Origin of the sequence: Caenispirillum salinarum AK4 (genome assembly GCF_000315795.1) — a bacterium.
Lineage (GTDB): Bacteria > Pseudomonadota > Alphaproteobacteria > Rhodospirillales > Rhodospirillaceae > Caenispirillum > Caenispirillum salinarum.
Window position 1 is genome coordinate 78,554 of sequence record NZ_ANHY01000012.1, and the last position, 17,602, is coordinate 96,155.

16 protein-coding genes and 1 tRNA gene are annotated in these 17,602 nt (G+C 70.2%); 14 read left to right on the top strand and 3 right to left on the bottom strand.

What is annotated here, in order from left to right:
• Positions 1 to 3: 3 nt before the first annotated feature.
• From C882_RS12670 to C882_RS12710, 9 genes are read left to right on the top strand one after another with little or no spacing between them, the layout of a single operon-like run.
• Positions 4 to 2,985, top strand: a complete 2,982-nt coding sequence (locus C882_RS12670; RefSeq protein WP_009541013.1) for a TAT-variant-translocated molybdopterin oxidoreductase — start codon at positions 4 to 6, stop codon at positions 2,983 to 2,985.
• Positions 2,985 to 4,919, top strand: a complete 1,935-nt coding sequence (locus tag C882_RS12675; protein WP_009541014.1) for a quinol:electron acceptor oxidoreductase subunit ActD — start codon at positions 2,985 to 2,987, stop codon at positions 4,917 to 4,919. Before C882_RS12670 ends, C882_RS12675 begins: the two co-directional genes overlap by 1 nt.
• The gene (locus C882_RS12680; RefSeq protein WP_009541015.1) at positions 4,916 to 5,473 is read left to right on the top strand and encodes a c-type cytochrome; all 558 of its coding nucleotides are present in this window, start codon (positions 4,916 to 4,918) and stop codon (positions 5,471 to 5,473) included. The genes C882_RS12675 and C882_RS12680 overlap by 4 nt, the downstream gene beginning before the upstream one ends.
• Positions 5,470 to 6,552, top strand: a complete 1,083-nt coding sequence (locus C882_RS12685; RefSeq protein WP_009541016.1) for a hypothetical protein — start codon at positions 5,470 to 5,472, stop codon at positions 6,550 to 6,552. The genes C882_RS12680 and C882_RS12685 overlap by 4 nt, the downstream gene beginning before the upstream one ends.
• The gene (locus C882_RS12690; protein ID WP_009541017.1) at positions 6,545 to 6,901 is read left to right on the top strand and encodes a hypothetical protein; all 357 of its coding nucleotides are present in this window, start codon (positions 6,545 to 6,547) and stop codon (positions 6,899 to 6,901) included. The genes C882_RS12685 and C882_RS12690 overlap by 8 nt, the downstream gene beginning before the upstream one ends.
• Positions 6,901 to 7,869, top strand: coding sequence for a cytochrome c oxidase subunit II (gene coxB / locus C882_RS12695; protein WP_009541018.1), 969 nt, complete (start codon positions 6,901 to 6,903; stop codon positions 7,867 to 7,869). The genes C882_RS12690 and coxB overlap by 1 nt, the downstream gene beginning before the upstream one ends.
• The gene (locus C882_RS12700; protein ID WP_009541019.1) at positions 7,866 to 9,494 is read left to right on the top strand and encodes a cytochrome c oxidase subunit I; all 1,629 of its coding nucleotides are present in this window, start codon (positions 7,866 to 7,868) and stop codon (positions 9,492 to 9,494) included. The genes coxB and C882_RS12700 overlap by 4 nt, the downstream gene beginning before the upstream one ends.
• A complete protein-coding gene (locus C882_RS12705) occupies positions 9,484 to 10,134 on the top strand; it encodes a cytochrome c oxidase subunit 3 (RefSeq protein ID WP_009541020.1) in 651 nt (216 codons plus the stop codon). The genes C882_RS12700 and C882_RS12705 overlap by 11 nt, the downstream gene beginning before the upstream one ends.
• 3 nt (positions 10,135 to 10,137) lie before the next feature.
• On the top strand, positions 10,138 to 10,440 hold the full coding sequence (locus tag C882_RS12710) for a cytochrome C oxidase subunit IV family protein (protein ID WP_009541021.1): 303 nt from the start codon (positions 10,138 to 10,140) through the stop codon (positions 10,438 to 10,440).
• Between the two features lie 297 nt (positions 10,441 to 10,737).
• On the opposite strand, the gene C882_RS12715 is transcribed toward C882_RS12710, so the two are convergent.
• Positions 10,738 to 10,813: transfer RNA gene (locus tag C882_RS12715), tRNA-Thr, on the bottom strand.
• 86 nt (positions 10,814 to 10,899) lie between these two features.
• Positions 10,900 to 11,895 carry a threonine dehydratase gene (locus tag C882_RS12720; protein ID WP_009541022.1) on the bottom strand — a complete coding sequence of 332 codons (996 nt, stop codon included), beginning with the start codon at positions 11,893 to 11,895 and terminating at the stop codon, positions 10,900 to 10,902.
• A 93-nt stretch (positions 11,896 to 11,988) separates the two neighbouring features.
• On the opposite strand from C882_RS12720, the gene C882_RS12725 reads away from it, so the two are divergent.
• Positions 11,989 to 13,350: an aminotransferase-like domain-containing protein gene (locus C882_RS12725; protein WP_009541023.1), complete on the top strand. Its 1,362-nt coding sequence runs from the start codon at positions 11,989 to 11,991 to the stop codon at positions 13,348 to 13,350.
• A gap of 62 nt (positions 13,351 to 13,412) precedes the next feature.
• Positions 13,413 to 13,724 carry a PepSY domain-containing protein gene (locus C882_RS23280; RefSeq protein WP_009541024.1) on the top strand — a complete coding sequence of 104 codons (312 nt, stop codon included), beginning with the start codon at positions 13,413 to 13,415 and terminating at the stop codon, positions 13,722 to 13,724.
• Positions 13,725 to 13,728: 4 nt separating this feature from the next.
• Here C882_RS23280 and C882_RS12735 read toward each other — a convergent pair whose 3' ends face one another.
• Entirely contained in the window at positions 13,729 to 14,421 is a 693-nt protein-coding gene (locus C882_RS12735) for an SDR family oxidoreductase (RefSeq protein WP_009541025.1), read from the bottom strand.
• A gap of 147 nt (positions 14,422 to 14,568) precedes the next feature.
• On the opposite strand from C882_RS12735, the gene C882_RS12740 reads away from it, so the two are divergent.
• The 3 genes from C882_RS12740 to C882_RS12750 all read left to right on the top strand — a co-directional run bounded on the left by C882_RS12740 (position 14,569) and on the right by C882_RS12750 (position 17,576).
• Positions 14,569 to 15,330 (top strand): metallophosphoesterase family protein, encoded by a 762-nt coding sequence (locus C882_RS12740; protein ID WP_009541026.1) that lies wholly within the window; start codon positions 14,569 to 14,571, stop codon positions 15,328 to 15,330.
• Positions 15,331 to 15,476: 146 nt separating this feature from the next.
• Positions 15,477 to 16,277 (top strand): hypothetical protein, encoded by an 801-nt coding sequence (locus C882_RS12745; protein ID WP_152415325.1) that lies wholly within the window; start codon positions 15,477 to 15,479, stop codon positions 16,275 to 16,277.
• 54 nt (positions 16,278 to 16,331) lie between these two features.
• Entirely contained in the window at positions 16,332 to 17,576 is a 1,245-nt protein-coding gene (locus C882_RS12750; protein ID WP_043645397.1) for an outer membrane beta-barrel protein, read from the top strand.
• The last annotated feature ends 26 nt before the right edge of the window (positions 17,577 to 17,602 follow it).

Sequence of the window (17,602 nt, forward strand, 5' to 3'; positions counted from 1 at the left end):
CGGATGGCCGAGAAAGCCTGCCACGGCAACACGCCCGACATTCCGGCCCTGCGGCGGCGACTGGCCGATGCCCGCGGGCCGCGCCTCTGGAAGGGGCTGGAGGAGGCGGCCGACGAGCCGGCCTTCCGCACGTGGCTGGACGCCGAATTCCCCGCCGCCGCGCAGTTGCTCGACCAGCCGCACGCCCGCCGCACGGTCCTGCGGACCATGGCGGCGTCGTTCCTGCTGGGCGGGCTGAGCGCCTGCGACGTCTACCTGCCCGAGGACGTGGTGCCCTGGGTTGAGCAGCCGGAGGCGATGGTTCCGGGCGTGCCGCGCTTCTACGCCAGCATGATCCCCTTCCAGGGCTATGCCCGGCCGGTGGTGATCGAGACGCACGAGGGGCGGCCCACTCGGCTGGACGGCAACCACAGGCACCCCGCCGCGACGCGGGCGCTTGATCCGTTCACCCAGGCGGAGGTGCTGCGGCTCTACGATCCCGACCGCTCCGCCACCGCGCTGCGGAACGGAAACCCCGTCTCCACCGCCGCGGCACGGTCGCAGGCGCTCAACGTCATCCAGGGGCTGGAGAACGGCGAGGCCGTTCGCCTGCTCACCGGCCGCACGACGTCGCCGACCCTGTTGCGGCAGATCGAGGAATTGAAGCAGCGCCTGCCGGGCCTGCGCCACCACGTGTGGGAGCCGGTCGACGAGGTCGGGCCGCGTCTGCGGGCTGCCGAAATGGCGTTCGGCCGGCCGCTGGAGACGCGGGTCCGCCTGGGCGAGGCCGACGTGGTGGTGAGCCTGGAAGACGATCTGCTCGGCGCGGGACTGATGCAACTGGACCATGCGCCGGACTGGGCGGAGCGGCGTCGGCGCGGGCACGAGACCGGCGACCTCAACCGGCTGTACGTCGCCGAGAGCACGCCGACGCTTACCGGGGCCAAGGCGGCGGACCGCCATGTCGTGCCGAGCCACCGCGTTCCCCATCTGGCGGCGGCGATCGCGGCGGACCTCGGCGTGGACGCCCCGCCCGCGTCGCTGCCGCCCGAGGACGCCGCCTGGGCCGGGAAGGTGGCGGCGCTGCTTGAGCGCCACGCCGGTCGCGCCGTGCTGACCGTCGGAGCCCACGCCCCGGCCGAGGTTCAGGCGCTGGTGCTGGCCGCCAACGAGAGGATCGGGGCGCTCGGCACGACGCTCCAGACCCTGGAGCCGATCGCGCCACCGGCTGACGGCGGACTGCCGGACCTGGTCGACGCCATGCGGGGCGGGACGGTCGGCACTCTGGTGATCCTCGACCTCGACCCGGTCTTCGCCGCGCCCGGTGTTCTGGATTTCGCCGGGGCGCTGGCGGCGGTGCCGACCTCCATTCACCTCGGGACCTATGCCGACGCGACGGCGCGGCGCTCGTCGCTGCACCTGCCGCTGGCGCATGCGCTGGAGACCTGGTCGGACGGCCGCGCCACCGACGGCACCGCCTGCATCCAGCAGCCGGTGACGCGCCCGCTCTATGGCGGGATCGAGGTCCACGCCATGCTGGAGGCGTGGCTCGGCCGGCCGGGGCGGACGGCCCGGCACGCGGTGCGGCGCACGTGGCGGGCGCCGCTGGGCCTCGACGACGGCGAGGCGCGGTGGGAGCGGGCGCTGCACGACGGCTACGTGGAGGGCACGGCCGCCGAAAACGTGCCTCCCCCGTCCGTCGACGCGCCGCCCGCGACGCTGCCGGAACCGGCGGAGGAGCGCGCGCTGGAGGTCGTCTTCGGCCCCGACCCGGCGGTGTGGGACGGCCGATACGCCAATGTCGGATGGCTGCAGGAGCTGCCCAAGCCCATCACCAAGCTGACGTGGGGCAATGCCGCGCTGGTCAGTCCGGCGCTGGCGGAGCGTCTTGGCCTGAGCAACGGCCGGTTGGTCGAGATCACGGCCGAGGGGCGCGCCGTCCGCATCCCGGTCTGGATCGTCCCCGGACAGGCGGCGGAGACGGTGACGCTGCACGTCGGCCAGGGCCGCCACGTCATCGGCCGGCTGGCGGAGATGGGCGGCACCGACGTCAATCCGCTGCGCCCGGCCGGCGGCGACGTGCTGCTCGGCGCGACGCTGGAGGTGCTGGACGAAACCCGGGAACTCGCCGACACGCAGATGCACGGCAGCATGGAAGGCCGCGACCTGATCCGCGCGATGCCGGCGGCGGAGGTTGCCGGCCACGGCGCGGCGCAGGCCGAAGCCGGGGGCGGGGAGGCGCATCACGAAACGTTGCACGGGCGCATCTTCGACTACGAGAAACCCGGCGCGGAGCCCTACGCCTGGGCCATGTCCATCGATCTGGACACCTGCATCGGCTGCAATGCCTGCGTCGTCGGCTGCGTGGCCGAGAACAACATCCCGGTGGTCGGGCCCGAGCAGGTGCGCATGGGCCGCGAGATGCACTGGATCAGGGTCGACCGCTATTTCGAGGGCGACCTGGACCGGCCGAAAATCCACTTCCAGCCGGTTCCCTGCATGCACTGCGAGCACGCCCCCTGCGAGATCGGGTGCCCCGTCCGCGCCACGGTCCACGGTCCCGAGGGGCTGAACCAGATGATCTACAACCGATGCATCGGCACCCGCACGTGCTCCAGTTATTGCCCCTACAAGGTGCGCCGCTTCAATTGGTTCGACTATTCCCAGCCGGCGGCACCGGGCGAGGAGGCCGTGCGGAACCCGGACGTGACGGTGCGCGCGCGCGGCGTCATGGAAAAGTGCACCTACTGCGTCCAGCGCATTTCCGCCGCCCGGCGCGAGGCGAAGAAGGAGGACCGCCGCATCGCCGACGGCGAGGTACAGACGGCCTGCCAGACCGCCTGCCCGACGCAGGCGATCGTTTTCGGCGACCAGAACGACCCAGCGTCGCGCATCGCACGCGCCAAGGACGACCGCCGCAGCTATGCCCTGCTGGCCGAGACCAATACCCGCCCGCGCACCGGGTACCGCGCGCTGGTGGTCGAGGACACGGACGAGGAGGCCTGATGCCGGGCAACTCCATCTATCCACGCGGCACCACCTATCGCGGCGTCGGCGACCGGGTCGCGAGCATCCTGCTCGACCTGCCGACGCGCCGGCGCTGGTGGACGGCGTTCCTGGTCTCGGGCGCGCTGTTCCTTTTTCTGCCGGCGACGCTTGTGCACCTGTTCATCCAGGGGGTCGGCGTCTGGGGCGTCAACATTCCGGTGAACTGGGGCCTGGCGATCGTCAACGTGGTGTGGTGGATCGGCATCGGGCACGCCGGGACGTTCATCTCGGCGATGCTGCTGCTGCTCGGGCAGGATTGGCGGAACTCGCTGAACCGCTTCGCCGAGGCCATGACCATCTTCGCCGTGATCTGCGCGGCCATGTACCCGATCATCCACCTGGGGCGGCCGCAGTTCTTCTACTGGATGCTGCCCTATCCGACGCCCTTCGAGGTCTGGCCGCAGTTCCGCAGCCCGCTGTTCTGGGACGTCATGGCGATCTCGACATACTTCACGGTGTCGCTGCTGTTCTGGTACGTGGGCCTCATTCCCGACCTGGCGAGCGTGCGCGACAAGGCGAAGGGCCGGTTCTGGCGGGTCGCCCTGGGCCTCGCGGCGCTCGGGTGGCGGGGATCGGCCATGCACTGGGTGCGGTGGCGCCGCGCCTACGTGATGCTGGCCGCGCTTGCCATGCCGCTTGTGGTGTCGGTGCATTCGGGCGTGTCGCTGCTGTTCGCCGCCGGCCCCGTGCCCGGCTGGCACACGACGATCTACCCGCCGTATTTCGTGATGGGCGCGCTGTTCTCCGGGTTCGCCGTGGTCGGAATGATCGCCGTGACGCTGCGCGCCTGGTTCAAGCTTTACGACCTGGTGACGCCGCGCCACCTGGACCTTCTGGCCAAGTTCATGCTGGCGATCGGCCTGATGACCGCCTACGGCTACCTGTTCGAGGCCCTGACCGCCTGGACCTCCGGCCATCAGTTCGAGGTCGACACCCTGCGCGACCGCCTGATCGGGCCGTTCGCGCCCATCTACTGGGGCGCGGTGATCCTCAACTTCGCGCCGATCCAGATGCTCTGGCGGCGGCGGTGGCGCACCCGCCCGGTGGTGCTGTTCCTGGTCTGCCTGTCGGTGACCGTCGGCATGTGGCTGGAGCGCTACATGCTTATCATCTCGGGCCTTTTCCGCGACTACCTGCCGTCGTCGTGGGGCACCTACTCGGCGCCGTGGACGGAGTGGCTGCTGTTCCTCGGCACGATCGGCTTCTTCCTGTTCGCCTTCGTGCTGTTCATCCGCTTCCTGCCGATGGTTGCGATCTCGGAGGTCAAGGAGGTGCTGTTCGAGGAGCGTCCGGCCAAGCGCCCGGCGCCCGAACCGGCCCCGCGCGCCGCCGAGCCGACGAACCGGGAGCCGGCGCGGGACGGCCTCTACGGCGTGCTCGCCTGCTACGACCGCGCCGACGACCTGGTGCTGGCGGCCCGGCGGGCGGTGGCGGGCGGCTTCACGCGGCTGGACTGCCACACGCCGTTCCCCGTCGATGACCTGACCGAGGTGCTTGGGCTGAAGGAACGGCGGCTGCCCTGGATGGTCACCGGCGCGGGAGCCTTCGGCCTTGTCTTCGCGCTGGGGCTGCTGTGGTACATCGACGTGATGTATTACCCGACGCCCGTGGGCGGGCTGCCGCTGGAGGCATGGACCGCCTACGGCCTGCCGGCCTTCGAGTTCACGGTGCTGCTGGCGGCCCTGACGGCGGTCATCGGAATGCTGGCCCTCAACCGCCTTCCGCGCCTGCATCATCCGTTGTTCGAGGTGGAGGCGTTCGATCGTGCGACGCAGGACGGCTTCTTCCTGGTCCTGCTGGCCGATGATCCGCACTTCGACCCGGCGCGGGCCCGCGATTTCCTTGAGGGGCTCGATCCGGCACCGGCCCTGGTGCGGGAGGTGCCGGCATGACGCGCCTCGGCCTTCTCATCCTCGCAATCCTGCTCGTGGCGGCGTGCGAGCAGGAAATGAACGAGCAGCCGAAGTACGAGGTCTACGAGACCGCGGACCTGTTCCCCGACGGCATCGTCAACCAGAAGCCGCAGCCCGGCACCATCGCCCTTGGCGACCTGGAGCGCCGGGCGGCGCTTGACGAGCGTCCGCCCCTGACGCCGGCCCTTCTGCAACGCGGCCGGGAGCGGTTCGACATCTACTGCGCGCCCTGCCACGGGGCGGCCGGATATGGCGACGGCATGATTGCGCGGCGCGGCTTTCCCGACCCGCCGAGCTACCATACCGACCGCCTGCGCGCCCGGCCGGCCCGCTACTTCGTCCAGGTCATCACGCAGGGCGTGGGAGACATGTACTCCTACGCCACCCGCGTCGAGCCGGCCGACCGCTGGGCCATCGCCGCATACATCAAGGCGTTGCAGTTGTCGCAGCGGGTGAAGGCCGACCGCTTGCCGCCGGACGTCAAGCCGGCGGCGGCGCCCGCGTCGCCAACGGACGGGGAGGACGGCCCATGACGGCGCGGCGCTTCATCACCCTCCTTCTCGGGATCGGCACCATCGGCGTGGTGGTGGTTCTGGTCGCCGCCACCTTCGCCCCGCGAACGGCGCTCGCGGCGTGGCTGGCGGCGGTGCTGGCGGTGATGGTGGTGCCGCTGGGGGCGCTGCCGCTGCTGCTGACATGGCACCTTCACAAGGGGCGCTGGGGCCTCCAGCTTGGCCGCGACATGGAGGCGGCGGTGGCGACGATGCCGCTGGTGCTGTTGTTCCTGCTGCCCGTCGTCCTGGCATCCGGCGCGCTGCATCCGCTGGTGCACGGGGCCGGCGGGCACGAGACGCATCCCTGGCTGCGCGAGGGGGCGCTGCTGGCGCGCGGGGCCGTGTACCTTGTGACGTGGTGGGTGCTGGCGCACGTGGCGGTGCGCATCGGCCGTCCGGTGGATGCGGCGGCGCCTCGGCCGGCGATGGCCTCGGCCGGCTTGATCCTGTGGGCGGTCACGGCGTCCCTGGCCGGCATCGACTGGGTCATCGCGCTTCAGCCCAAGGCCTACTCGTCCATCTTCGGGCTGATCTTCCTGTCGCACCTCATGGTCGGAGCGCTGGGCTTTCTGTGCGCCACGTCGCTCGGCCGGGCGTGGAGCCTCGGGCAGGCGCCGGAGGTGCGCGGCATCGGCAACATGCTGCTCGGGGCCGTCATGCTGTGGCTGTACCATGAGTACATGCAGTGGCTGATCGTCTGGTCGGGCGACCTGCCGGGGCACATCGACATCTACCTGGACCGCGCCGGGCCGGTGTGGCACGCGCTGGTGACGGTGATGGCCGTGCTGGGCGGGGCGGTGCCCTTCGTGCTGCTGCTGTGGAGCCGCGTGCGCCGGAACGCGGCGTGGCTGGCCATGATCGGCGGCTGGTTCGTCGCGGTCCGGATCATGGAGGCGTTCTGGTGGGTGGTGCCCCTGCATCCGGCCGGCGGCCTGACGGCGGCGCTGGCGGTGGCGGCCCTGGCGGGCGCCGGCGGGCTGTGGGGCGGGGTCTGGCTCATCCTGCGGGCGCGTCACCCGGCGCCCCGCCGCGAGGCGATGGAGGCGCATCATGGCTGAGCATCGCGATTACGAGCGGACCGACGTCAGCATCCGCGTCGCCGTCTGGTCGGCGGTCATCCTGTCGGTGATGATCCTGGTGGTCGGGGGCGCGCTGGCGCTGCTCAGGCTTCAGTTCGAGGGCGCGGCCGACGTCTTTCCGCAACGCCCGCCGCTGGTCCGCCAGGGGCAGATTCAGCCGCCGCTGCAGGAAAATCCGCAGATGGACCTGGAAGAATTGCGCGCGCACGTCCGCAAGATCCTGACCACCGCCGCATGGCTTGACGAAGACCGCACCGCAGCGCGCATCCCGATTGACGACGCCATGGAGATGCTGGCCGAGCAGGGCTGGCCGGAGGGGGCGCCGTGATGCGGTTCGACTGGATCGACACCCTGCCGTTCTGGCCCGACCAGATTTCCGATCACGCGGCGACGGTGGACACCATCATGGTGGCCTTCTCGTTCGTCATGGTGCTGTTCGTCGCGCCCATCTTCGTGCTGATGGCCTTCTTCGCCTTCAAGTACCGCCGCGGCTCCAAGGCCGACCGGATGGGGCGTCCGCGCAGCCTGCCGTGGCTGGAGGCGACGTGGGCGTTGGTGCCGCTCGTCGTCATGATGGTCTTTTTCTATCAGGCCGCGCGCGCCTACTTCGACATGCACGACGAGATGGAGAACGCCCTGCGGATCGAGGTGATCGGGAAGCAGTGGATGTGGAAGACCCAGCATCCCAACGGCAAGCGCCAGATCAACCAGTTGAACGTGCCGGTCGGCGTGCCGGTCGTGCTGAACATGATCAGCCAGGACGTGATTCACTCCATGTACCTGCCGGCGCTGCGCATCAAGCAGGACGTCCTGCCGCACCGCTACACCAAGCTTCGGTTCGTTGCCACCGAGACCGGCACCTTCCATCTGACCTGCGCGGAGTACTGCGGCACCCTGCATTCGCGCATGGGCGGCTCGCTCGTGGTCATGGAGCGGGAGGCCTATGACGCCTGGGTGGAGGAGGCGCCGGACGCGGTGGCGCCGGTGGAGCGCGGGCGGCGCCTGTTCACGGAAGCCGGCTGCCGGGGCTGCCACGCCGAGGACGCGCCCGTCGAGGCGCCGCTGCTGGACGGCCTGTATGGATCGGCGGTGCCGCTGGCCGGCGGCGGATCGGTGGAGGCCGACGACAACTACCTGCGGACCGCCATCCTGCGGCCCAACGCGCATGTGGTGGCCGGCTTCGATCCCATCATGCCGAGCTTCCGTCAGCAGCTGGACGAGGCGCAGATACTCGACCTGATCGCCTACATCCAGGCGTTGCCCACCGGAGGCCGTGAACAGGGGGAAGGCCGATGAACGCCATCTACACGCGGGACGCGCCGGACTACATCCGCGCCGCATACAGCCTGCGATCGTGGCTGTTTTCCACGGACCACAAGCGGATCGGGGTGCTCTACCTGATCTCGATCACGGTGTTCTTCTTCCTGGGCGCGCTGGCGGCGGGGCTGATCCGGCTGGAGCTGTTCACCGCCGAGGCCGACCTGGTGACGCCCGACGTCTACAACCGTGCCTTCTCGCTGCACGGGGTGCTGATGGTGTGGTTCTTCCTGATCCCGTCGATCCCCGCGGTGTTCGGCAACTTCCTGATCCCCACCATGATCGGCGCCAACGACCTGGCATTTCCCCGGCTGAACCTGGCGAGCTGGTGGGTGTTCATGGGCGGCGGGCTGCTCACCTTCATCGCCCTTCTGCTCGGCGGCGTGGATACGGGGTGGACGTTCTACACACCGTATTCATCCATGTTCTCCAACAGCTATGTGGCGCTGACGATCCTGGGCGTGTTCATCGCCGGCTTTTCCACCATCTTCACCGGGCTGAACATAATCGTTACCGTGCACAAGCTGCGCGCGCCGGGCATGACCTGGATGCGGCTGCCATTGTTCGTATGGTCTCACTACGCCACCAGCATCGTCATGATCCTGGCGACGCCGGTCCTCGCCATGACGCTGTTGCTGGTAACGGCGGAGCGGGTGCTGGGCATCGGTGTGTTCGACCCGGCGCTGGGCGGCGATCCGCTTTTGTTCCAGCACCTGTTCTGGTTCTACAGCCATCCCGCCGTCTACATCATGATCCTGCCGAGCATGGGCGTCATGAGCGAGGTCATCACCGCGTTCGCGCACAAGCGCGTCTTCGGCTATGCCTACGTGGCGTTCTCCTCCATCGCCATCGCGGCGATCGGGTTCCTGGTGTGGGGCCACCACATGTTCGTGGCGGGCCAGTCGGTCTACGCCAGCATGATGTTCTCGGCCATGAGCTTCCTGGTGGCGGTGCCGTCGGCCATCAAGGTCTACAACTGGACGGCGACGCTCTACAAAGGCCAGGTGACCATCGGCGTGCCGCTGCTCTACGCCATGGCGTTCATCGGGCTGTTCGTGGTCGGCGGGCTGACAGGACTGTTCCTGGCGACCCTGGCGCTGGACGTGCATGTCCACGACACGTACTTCGTTGTCGCCCACTTCCATTACATCATGGTCGGCGCGAGCGTCATGGCCTACATGGCGGCGCTGCACTTCTGGTGGCCCAAGATCACCGGCCGCATGTATCCCGAGGTTCTGGGCCGCTGGTCGGCGGTGATCGCCTTCCTGGGCTTCAACGTCACCTTCTTCCCGCAATTCCTGGCCGGCTACATTGGCCAGCCGCGCCGCTATCAGACCTATTGGCCGGAGTTGGAGACGCTGAACCAGATCTCCACCCTGGGGGTGGCGCTGCTGGCGGTCGGCTACATCATGCCGTTCTTCTACTTCGTCCGCTCGCTGTGGCGGGGGCCGCGCGCGCCTGCCAATCCGTGGGACGCTTTCGGGCTGGAGTGGATGATCCCGTCGCCGCCTCCGACCGAGCCGTTCAAGGACACGCCCCACGTCACCTGGGAGGCCTACGACTATCCGCGGCCGGAAGACCAGGGGGCCCGCGATGGACGATAGCCTGGACCACCAGCCGCCGCACGGCCACCATTTCACCAGCGCCGGGCAGGAGCGCCGGGCCGACCTTCTTGGCCTGTGGCTGTTCATCGCCACCGAGGTGATGATGTTCGGCGCGCTGTTCATGGCCGTCATCGTCTACCGCAGCACGCTGCCGGACGCCGTGCGCGAAGGCGCGCACCACCTGAACCTGTGGATCGGGGGCCTCAACACGGCGGTGCTGCTGACCAGTTCCATGACGATCGCCCTTGCGGTGGTCGAGGCGCGGCGTGGACGCTCAGGCCGCACCGCCGCGCTGCTGGCGGCGACGGCGGCGCTCGGCGGCGCATTCCTGGGGATCAAGGCCTATGAATACGCCAAGGAATACCGCGAGGGCCTGATACCGGGAATCGGGCCGGCGTTTCCTTCGGACGACCGGGCGGTGGAGTTGTTCTTCAACATCTACTTCACCGCGACCGGACTGCACGCCGTTCACCTGATCATCGGCGTGGGCGCGGTTCTGCTGCTGGCCTTCCGGGTGCGCCGCGGGACGACGCGCCTGCCCGAGCGCCGCATTTCGGTGGAATCCCTGGGCCTCTACTGGCACTTCGTCGATATCGTCTGGGTGTTTCTCTACCCGGCGCTCTACCTGGTCGGGAGGTGAGTCATGGCGGACGGACTGAGCGACCGGCAGGCGCGGCAGGAGCGCCGTCTGATCGTCAAGGTCTACGGCGGCCTCATGGGGCTGCTGGGCCTGACACTGGCCGTTGCGATGGTGGACCTGGGATGGGGAAACGTCGTCGCCAACCTGTCCATCGCCGTTGCGAAGACGATCCTCATCCTGTGGGTGTTCATGCACCTCCGGGAGGCCACGCCGATGCTCCGCCTGTTCGCCGTAGCGGCGGTGATGTGGGTGGGCTTTCTGATCGTCCTTGGCCTTAGCGACTGGATGACGCGCGGTGGGTCCTGATAGGGCAACATCCGTTCTGCTCCCCACGCGCCTTCCAGCCGCACAGGTACTTCAGTGCATTGCCGATCAGGTCACCGTCCTCAGTGAGGGGGCGACCGCCCTGGCGCCGCGTGCGCGGCTGACGGATGAGCAGCGGTTGCGGCTGGCTGTCGTCGTGCTGGACGTCACGGAACCCGATGGCGCAGCGAAGCGGGGTCGATGACGCCCTACTGCCGTGCTTGAACTGGTGCTTGAACCGGGTCCAGGATTGCCCGCTGTCAAGACGGAAGCACCGGCCGCAAAGCCGCGGAAAGAGGATGGTGCCGGCAGCAGGGTTCGAACCCGCGACCCCCTGATTACAAATCAGGTGCTCTACCAGCTGAGCTATACCGGCTGTTCCAAAGGAAGGCGATCCGTCGATCGACACCGCGACGGAACGGCCTTCCCTAGCAGCACGGCGCCGCCCTCGTCAAGAAAGCATCAAGCCGCAACGCTTTCGGACCCATCCGTGGCGCCCAGCACGGCGGCATAGACATCGCGGTCGACGTTGCCGCCGGTCAGCACCACGGCGACCCGGCGGCCCGCCATGGTCGAGCGCTCGCGCGCCAGTGCCGCCAGGGCCGCAGCTCCGGCGCCTTCGGCCACGTTGTGTGTCGCCTCGAACAGGAGGCGCATGGCGGCTTCGATCTCGGCATCCGTCACCTCAACCACCCGGGCCGCCCCGGCCGTCGCGATCGCCAGGGCCTCAGGGATGGCGCCGCGCACGGCCAGGCCGTCGGCCATGGTGTCGGCCGGGGCGCCCGTCACCGGCCTTCCGGCGGCGAAGGAGCGCGCGAAGCCCGGAGCGCCGGCAGCCGTCACGGCGATGATCTCGGTGCGCAGGCCCAGCAGGTCGCGCGCCTGGATCATCCCGCACAGGCCCGAGCCGCAGCCCACCGGCACATACACCGCATCCAGGTCCGGGGCGGCGGTGAACAGTTCCAGCGCATAGGTCGCCACGCCGCGGACCAGCGGCTCGGCAAAGGGCGGCACCATGGTCAGGCCGCGCGCGTCGGCCAGCGCCACCGCCTCGGCCTTGGCGGCGTCGAAGTCGGCGCCGGCCTCCACCAGTTCCGCCCCCAGGGCGCGCATGGCGGCGTTCTTGCCCGGGCTGTTGCCTTCGGGCACCACGATGGTCACCGGCAGGCCCGCCCGCGCGCCGGCGAAGGCCAGGCTCTGGCCGTGGTTGCCGCGGGTCGCACTGATGACTCCCGCCGGGCGCTCCGCAGCCGGCAGCTTGGCCAGATGATCGACGTAAACCAGTCCGCCGCGCACCTTGAAGGCGCCCACAGGGGTGTGGTTCTCGTGTTTGACCCACACCTCCGCACCCAGACGCTTTGACAGCAGAGGCCATGCAATCTGCGGCGTCGGCGGGATCACCGCGTGAACCAGATCGGCGGCGGCGCGCAAGGCATCCAGGGTGAACAGCGGACGCATGGGAACACTCTCCGAAGACTGTTGAATGCTGGTCCTCAGCCTGCGGTGCGGCTATTGTGTGGGTCAATCTAAACATTGTCCGGGTGACAAGATATGACGCAGCCGGTGGAGAGCTGGACACCCGACCTGGCGGGCCGCAACCGGGTCAAGTACCTGGCCCTGGTGGAAGCCATCGCCGCGGCCGTTGCGGCCGGCGATCTCAAGCCCGGCGACCGCCTGCCCACCCACCGCGACCTCGCTTGGCGCCTGGGCGTGAACACCTCCACCATCACCCAGGCCTACCGCGAGGCGGCCCGCCGTCATTTGGTTTCGGGCGAGGTGGGGCGGGGAACGTATGTGCTGGCCGACAGCGCCGAGGCGGCGCTGTTCGCCCTGAAGGCGCCCGGCCCGGGAGAAGGCGGGGCGGCCCATGTGGTCGACCTGTCCACCAACGTGCCCGCCACCGATCCCGAGGACACCGCCCTGGCCGACGCCCTGGCGGCGCTGCTGGCGGATGGAGAGGCGGCGGCGCTGACGGCCTATCATCCACCGGCGCTTCTGCGCCGCGCCGCCGCCGCCGGGGCGCACTGGCTTGCAGGGCGGGGGCTGCCGGTACGGCCCGGCGACGTCGTCCCCTGCGCCGGGGCTCAGCAGGGGTTGCTGGCGGTGCTGCTGGCGCTGGCCGGGCCGGGGGAGACGGTGCTGGTGGAGGCCTCGACCTTCCCAGGCATGAAGGCGCTGGCGCGGCAATTGCGGCTGAAACTGCACCCCCTGCCCATGGACGGGGAGGGCATCACGCCCGAGGGGCTGGAGGCCGCCTGTCGGCAGACGGCGTCCCGGGTGGCGGTGCTGGTGCCGGTGCTGCAGAACCCGACCGCCGCCACCATGGGGCCGGAGCGCCGCGCGTCGGTGGCAGAGGTCGCGCAGCGTCATGGCGTGACGGTGGTGGAGGACGACGTCTACGGCGGGCTGACAGACACGCCGCCACTGGCGGCTCTTTTGCCGGCGCATGGCGTGGTGGTGACGGGGCTTGCCAAGGTCGCCGCGCCCGGCCTGCGGTTCGGGTGCATCGCCGGGCCGCCGCGCCTGCTGGAGCCGGTGCGCGCCGAGGTCCATGCCACGAGTTGGCCGGCCAGCCCCCTGATGCTTTCCGTCGCCTGCCGCTGGATCGAGGACGGGACGGCGGCGCGGCGCCAGGCGTGGCAGCGCGCGGAAATCGCCGAACGCCGGCGGCTGGCCGAGCGCATCCTCGGGCGCACCCTGGCGCCGGCTCCGCATCAGTGGCTGGCGGTGTCGGACGATCCCGCCGATGTGGCGGAGCGGGCGCGGGCAGTGGGGGTGGAGGTGGTGCCGGCGCCGGTGTTCGCGGTCGGGCGCGAGCGGCCGGCGGCGGTGCGCGTCAGCCTGACCGCCGCCCGCACGCGCCGCGACCTGGCGGTCGGGCTGGAGCGACTGGCGGCGGTTCTGGCCGGCTGATCCCCGTGCATGGCTGCGGCGTTGGTGTCCGAACCCGACGCAATGATTACAGGAGGACGCTCATGCGCACGCCCCTTTCCGTCACGCTGGCCGCCGCCGCCGGGCTGCTGGCTGCCGCCGCCGTGCCGGCCGCCGCCGCCGATGCGGATGAGACGCTGGAGTTCATCACAACGAACCAGGTGATGCCCATGGCCAAGGCGATCGACGGCATCGCCGGGGCCCATCCCGGCACGGTCATCGAGGCCGAGATGGAAGAAGAGGACGACAGCCCGAGCGGCTGGGTCTACGAGATCGAGGTGCTGACGGCCGAGGGCGAGGTTGTCGAGGTGGAGGTCGACGCCGTCTCCGGCGAGATCGTCGACGTCGACCAGTAGGGCCTCAGCCTTCCGTCGGCGGGGTGGGCAGGACGACCAGTTCGTGCAGGTCCACCCCCGGCGGCTGCGACAGGGCGAAAACGACGCTGCGGGCCACGTCCTCGGGCCGCAGGGCGTCCGGCTTGGGCTCGTCGAAAAAGGGCGTGTCCACCATGCCCGGCTCCAGCAGCGTGACCCGCATGCCCGATCCCTTGACCTCTTCCCGCACGCCGTAGCCGATGGCCGACACGGCCCACTTGGTCGCCGAGTACATGGAGCCGGGAAGCGTCCGGCGTCCGGCGATGGAGCCCGTGATGATCAAATGGCCGCGCGACTCCTTCAGGTGCTCCAGGCTGGCGCGCAGGGTGTAGGCCACGCCCATGATGTTGACGTCCACCATCTTGCGCCAGCTGTCCACCGGCGCGCCGGAGAACCCGCCGGGCTGACCGCCGGTGCCGGCGTTGGCGAACACGGCGTCCAGCCGGCCGAACCGGTCCAGCGCGGCATCGACCATGCGCCGCTGGTCCTCGAAATCGGTGACGTCGCAGGGAATGGCCAGGGCGCGCTCGGCACCGATCTCGTCGACCAGCGCGGCCAGCTTGTCGGTCGAGCGCGCGGCCAGCGCCAGCGACCAGCCCTCGGCTGCCGCCGCGCGGGCCGTGGCGGCGCCGATACCGCTGGAGGCGCCGGTGATAAGCAGGACCTTGTTGTCCGCCATGGTCTTTCTCTCCTTTCCAGATAGCGTGCCACGGGCCGCCGGGCGGCGGCGTCTGCAGCCACTACGTCCGCGGGGCTGCGGCAGATGCAGAAGTGCCTAACACCGACGGGGACTTGCGGCGGGCCTGTCCCCTCCCATGTCCAGCCCATGAGCCTGTTCTCCGGTTCCGCCAAGCCAGCCGTGCCCGAAGGCCTGCGCGTTTACGCCGTCGGCGACGTGCACGGCCGCGTCGACCTTCTGGACGACCTGCACGCGCGCATTCGTGCCGATCTGGCGAGACGGCCGGCGGATCGCGTCCAACTGGTGTACCTGGGCGACTATGTGGACCGCGGCCCCGACAGCCCCGCCGTCATCGACCGCCTGCTGGCGCCGCCGCCGCGCGGCTGGCAGCGCATCTGCCTGGGCGGCAACCACGAGGACATGATGGTCAAGGCGCTGGCGGACCCGGAGGGCGAGGGGCCCTTGTGGCTGATGAATGGGGGCCTGGCGACGGTCCGCGCCTACATGGACGAGGCTGGCGAAGCCATGGGGGGTGATCCGGTGGGCGGGGTGACGCGGCTGCGGACGGTTCTGCCGGCAGAGCACCGGGCGTTCCTGGCCGGATTGCGCGACACGCACCGGGTGGGCGGATACCTGTTCGTTCACGCCGGGCTGCGTCCGGGCGTGCCGCTGGAGGAGCAGGACCCCAAGGAGATGCGGTGGATTCGGCGGCCCTTCCTGAACAGTGACGCCGACTTCGGCGCCTTCGTCGTCCACGGCCACACCATCACCGCGAAACCGGAAGCACGGCGCAACCGTCTTGGCATAGACACCGGCGCCTTCGACAGCGGCGTGCTGACGGCCGTCGCCCTGGAGGGCACGACTCGGCGGTTCCTCGCCACGGACGGAGCGCCCGGCTTTTATAGCTAAGCGCGCACCATCAATGCGTCACACTTAAAAGAAGTGAAACGGATCGCGAACCCGCGGCCGCTGTCTATGACTTGAGTCCAGGTCGCCTTGCACGCGGGGCGGGCGTCTTCGCATCCTGGTGCGGGACCGGGATTTTGGGGGATCGCGTGACGGGCACGACCTGCTTGGGGACGGTGCGGACGCTGCTTGCTGCAACGGTGGTGCTGCTGGCGCCGGCGCCGGTAAGTTCGACCGCGGCGGCGCAGGATCAAGCCGCCGGCGCGGCATTGGCGGGGGAGCCCGGTATCGCCCAGGTGGCGCCCCGGGTAATGATCGAGCACATCCTGACCGCCCTGATGTTCGAGCCCGACTGGCGGCTCGCGCTGGCCCTGTTCCATGCCTTTCAGCAGAACACGGCGACGCTGCAGGAGGCGCCGGAGGCCGAGGCGCTGGCCCATGACCTGGCCGCCGAAATGCTGTTGTTCCTGCCCGTGGACCAGGGCCGACGCCTGGCGCCCGGCCTGCTGCTGGCTCTGGCACCCGAGGCCGACGGGCGGCGCCTGGAAGCGGCGGTGGACCTTGGGGAACTGATCGGCGAGGACCCGGAGACACTGGTCGACCGGGCTCACGCCCGGGCGCAGGAACAGGCGGGGCACCTGCCTCTGGCGATCGAACCGCGCGCCTCCATGCCCATGGCTGCGTCGGTCGATCCGTCTCCGGCCGTGCCGCCGGCGGTCCTGCGGGTGGTTGGTTCCCTGAACCCTGACGACCTGTCCGGTGCCATCGAGGCAAACCGGCAGTGGGGCGTGATCCTCTACCGGCTCCTGACCGTGGTTCCGGATGCCGGCGCGGAGAGCGATTACAGCCGCTGGTACGCGGTCTGGCGCGCCCTGTCCGCCGAATCCTCCGAGAATGCCGGCGTGCCGCCCCTCCCGCTTCAGGGCGGCGACACCGCCAGTCCGCGCTGAACCATGACGCTTCGGCGGGCAGGGATCCGGGCTGCGGCGGCCCTGGTTGCGGCCGTGGCTCCGACCGCGGTGGCCGCGGACTCCCTGCCGCCCCTGCCGGCGCCCATCCAGTCCATGGAGCCGCGCCAGGCCGAGCGCAGCGGCTACGCGCCGCCCGGTGCGCGCCTGGGCGGGCTCTTGCTGCACGCCGAGGCGGCGGTGGAACGCCGGGCCCGGTTGCAGCAGTTCGACGCCGTGCCGCATCTGTCGGCGGAAAGCTGGCTGACGACGGCGTGGCTCGACGTGGACGCCGCGGTGGGCGACACGCGGTGGGTGGCCGAGGCCTCTGCGGGCGCCGAGGTCACGCGCGGGACGCATGGAACACTGGACGACACCACGGGCGGGCACGTCGGGCTCTCAGTCAAGATGCCGCTCGGGCCGGTCGGCGTGGTCAAGACGGACCTGTCCTGGCAACAGGCGCATGAGCCGCGCACCGCGCCGCTGGCGGACGGCTACGCCGGGGCGCCGACCCGCCTGCGCACCACCACGGCCGGGGCGGAGGTGCTGTGGCGGCCGGGCCGGCTGGCGATGGACCTGCGGCTGGAGGCGGCGCACCAAGACTTCGCCGATGTGCCGCGCCTGGGCTTTTCCGAAAGCCCGACCGCCGCCACCATCAACAACGACGACCGCGATCGGGACCGGTTGGCCGTGGCGGGGCGCACGGCCTGGCAGTTCGGGCCGTTGACGTCGGTCTATGTGCGGGGCACGGCGGACAGGGTCGACTACCACGCCGGGCGGGACGACTTCGGCTTCGACCGCGATTCCACCGGCGCTGGCCTGTTCGCGGGCCTGACGCTCGGCCGGCCGCGCCTGTGGCGGGCCTTTCTGGAAGCCGGCCGGGTAGGACGCAGCCTGGACAGCCCGGCGCTGCGGCCGGTGGCGGTGACCGCCGTCAACGGCGGGCTCACCTGGGCGACGACGCCGCTCATGACCAACCAACTGCGACTCCACACCACCGTTGCGGAAACCACCGAACCTTTCGCGCCGGTGGCCGTGGTGCGCGGGGTGGAGTTGGAGACCGAGCACGAACTGCTGCGCTCGCTGGTGCTGACGTCGACCGTCGGCACGGCCATCCACGACTATCCGGGGCCGTTGGGCCGGCAGGACGTCTCCACCCTGTCCGAGGCGGGCGCCCGCTGGCGGCTGGGTCGCCTGGCCCGGGTGGAGGTGGGCTTCTCGCGCGAGCGGCTGGAAAGCACCTGGCTCGACAACGGCTACACCGTGCACGAAGCGTGGCTGCGCTTGGCGGCGCGCTTCTGACCATGAGACGAGGGAGACATGACGCC

Bases quoted from the DNA above. Each gene is read 5' to 3' on its own strand.
- C882_RS12735 (WP_009541025.1), bottom strand. From the start codon at position 14,421: ATGGCGGACAACAAGGTCCTGCTTATCACCGGCGCCTCCAGCGGTATC.
- C882_RS12690 (WP_009541017.1), top strand. From the start codon at position 6,545: ATGGCTGAGCATCGCGATTACGAGCGGACCGACGTCAGCATCCGCGTC.
- C882_RS12675 (WP_009541014.1), top strand. From the start codon at position 2,985: ATGCCGGGCAACTCCATCTATCCACGCGGCACCACCTATCGCGGCGTC.
- coxB (WP_009541018.1), top strand. From the start codon at position 6,901: ATGCGGTTCGACTGGATCGACACCCTGCCGTTCTGGCCCGACCAGATT.
- C882_RS12685 (WP_009541016.1), top strand. From the start codon at position 5,470: ATGACGGCGCGGCGCTTCATCACCCTCCTTCTCGGGATCGGCACCATC.
- C882_RS23280 (WP_009541024.1), top strand. From the start codon at position 13,413: ATGCGCACGCCCCTTTCCGTCACGCTGGCCGCCGCCGCCGGGCTGCTG.
- C882_RS12710 (WP_009541021.1), top strand. From the start codon at position 10,138: ATGGCGGACGGACTGAGCGACCGGCAGGCGCGGCAGGAGCGCCGTCTG.
- C882_RS12680 (WP_009541015.1), top strand. From the start codon at position 4,916: ATGACGCGCCTCGGCCTTCTCATCCTCGCAATCCTGCTCGTGGCGGCG.
- C882_RS12725 (WP_009541023.1), top strand. From the start codon at position 11,989: ATGACGCAGCCGGTGGAGAGCTGGACACCCGACCTGGCGGGCCGCAAC.
- C882_RS12720 (WP_009541022.1), bottom strand. From the start codon at position 11,895: ATGCGTCCGCTGTTCACCCTGGATGCCTTGCGCGCCGCCGCCGATCTG.
- C882_RS12705 (WP_009541020.1), top strand. From the start codon at position 9,484: ATGGACGATAGCCTGGACCACCAGCCGCCGCACGGCCACCATTTCACC.
- C882_RS12700 (WP_009541019.1), top strand. From the start codon at position 7,866: ATGAACGCCATCTACACGCGGGACGCGCCGGACTACATCCGCGCCGCA.
- C882_RS12670 (WP_009541013.1), top strand. From the start codon at position 4: ATGGCCGAGAAAGCCTGCCACGGCAACACGCCCGACATTCCGGCCCTG.
- C882_RS12740 (WP_009541026.1), top strand. From the start codon at position 14,569: ATGAGCCTGTTCTCCGGTTCCGCCAAGCCAGCCGTGCCCGAAGGCCTG.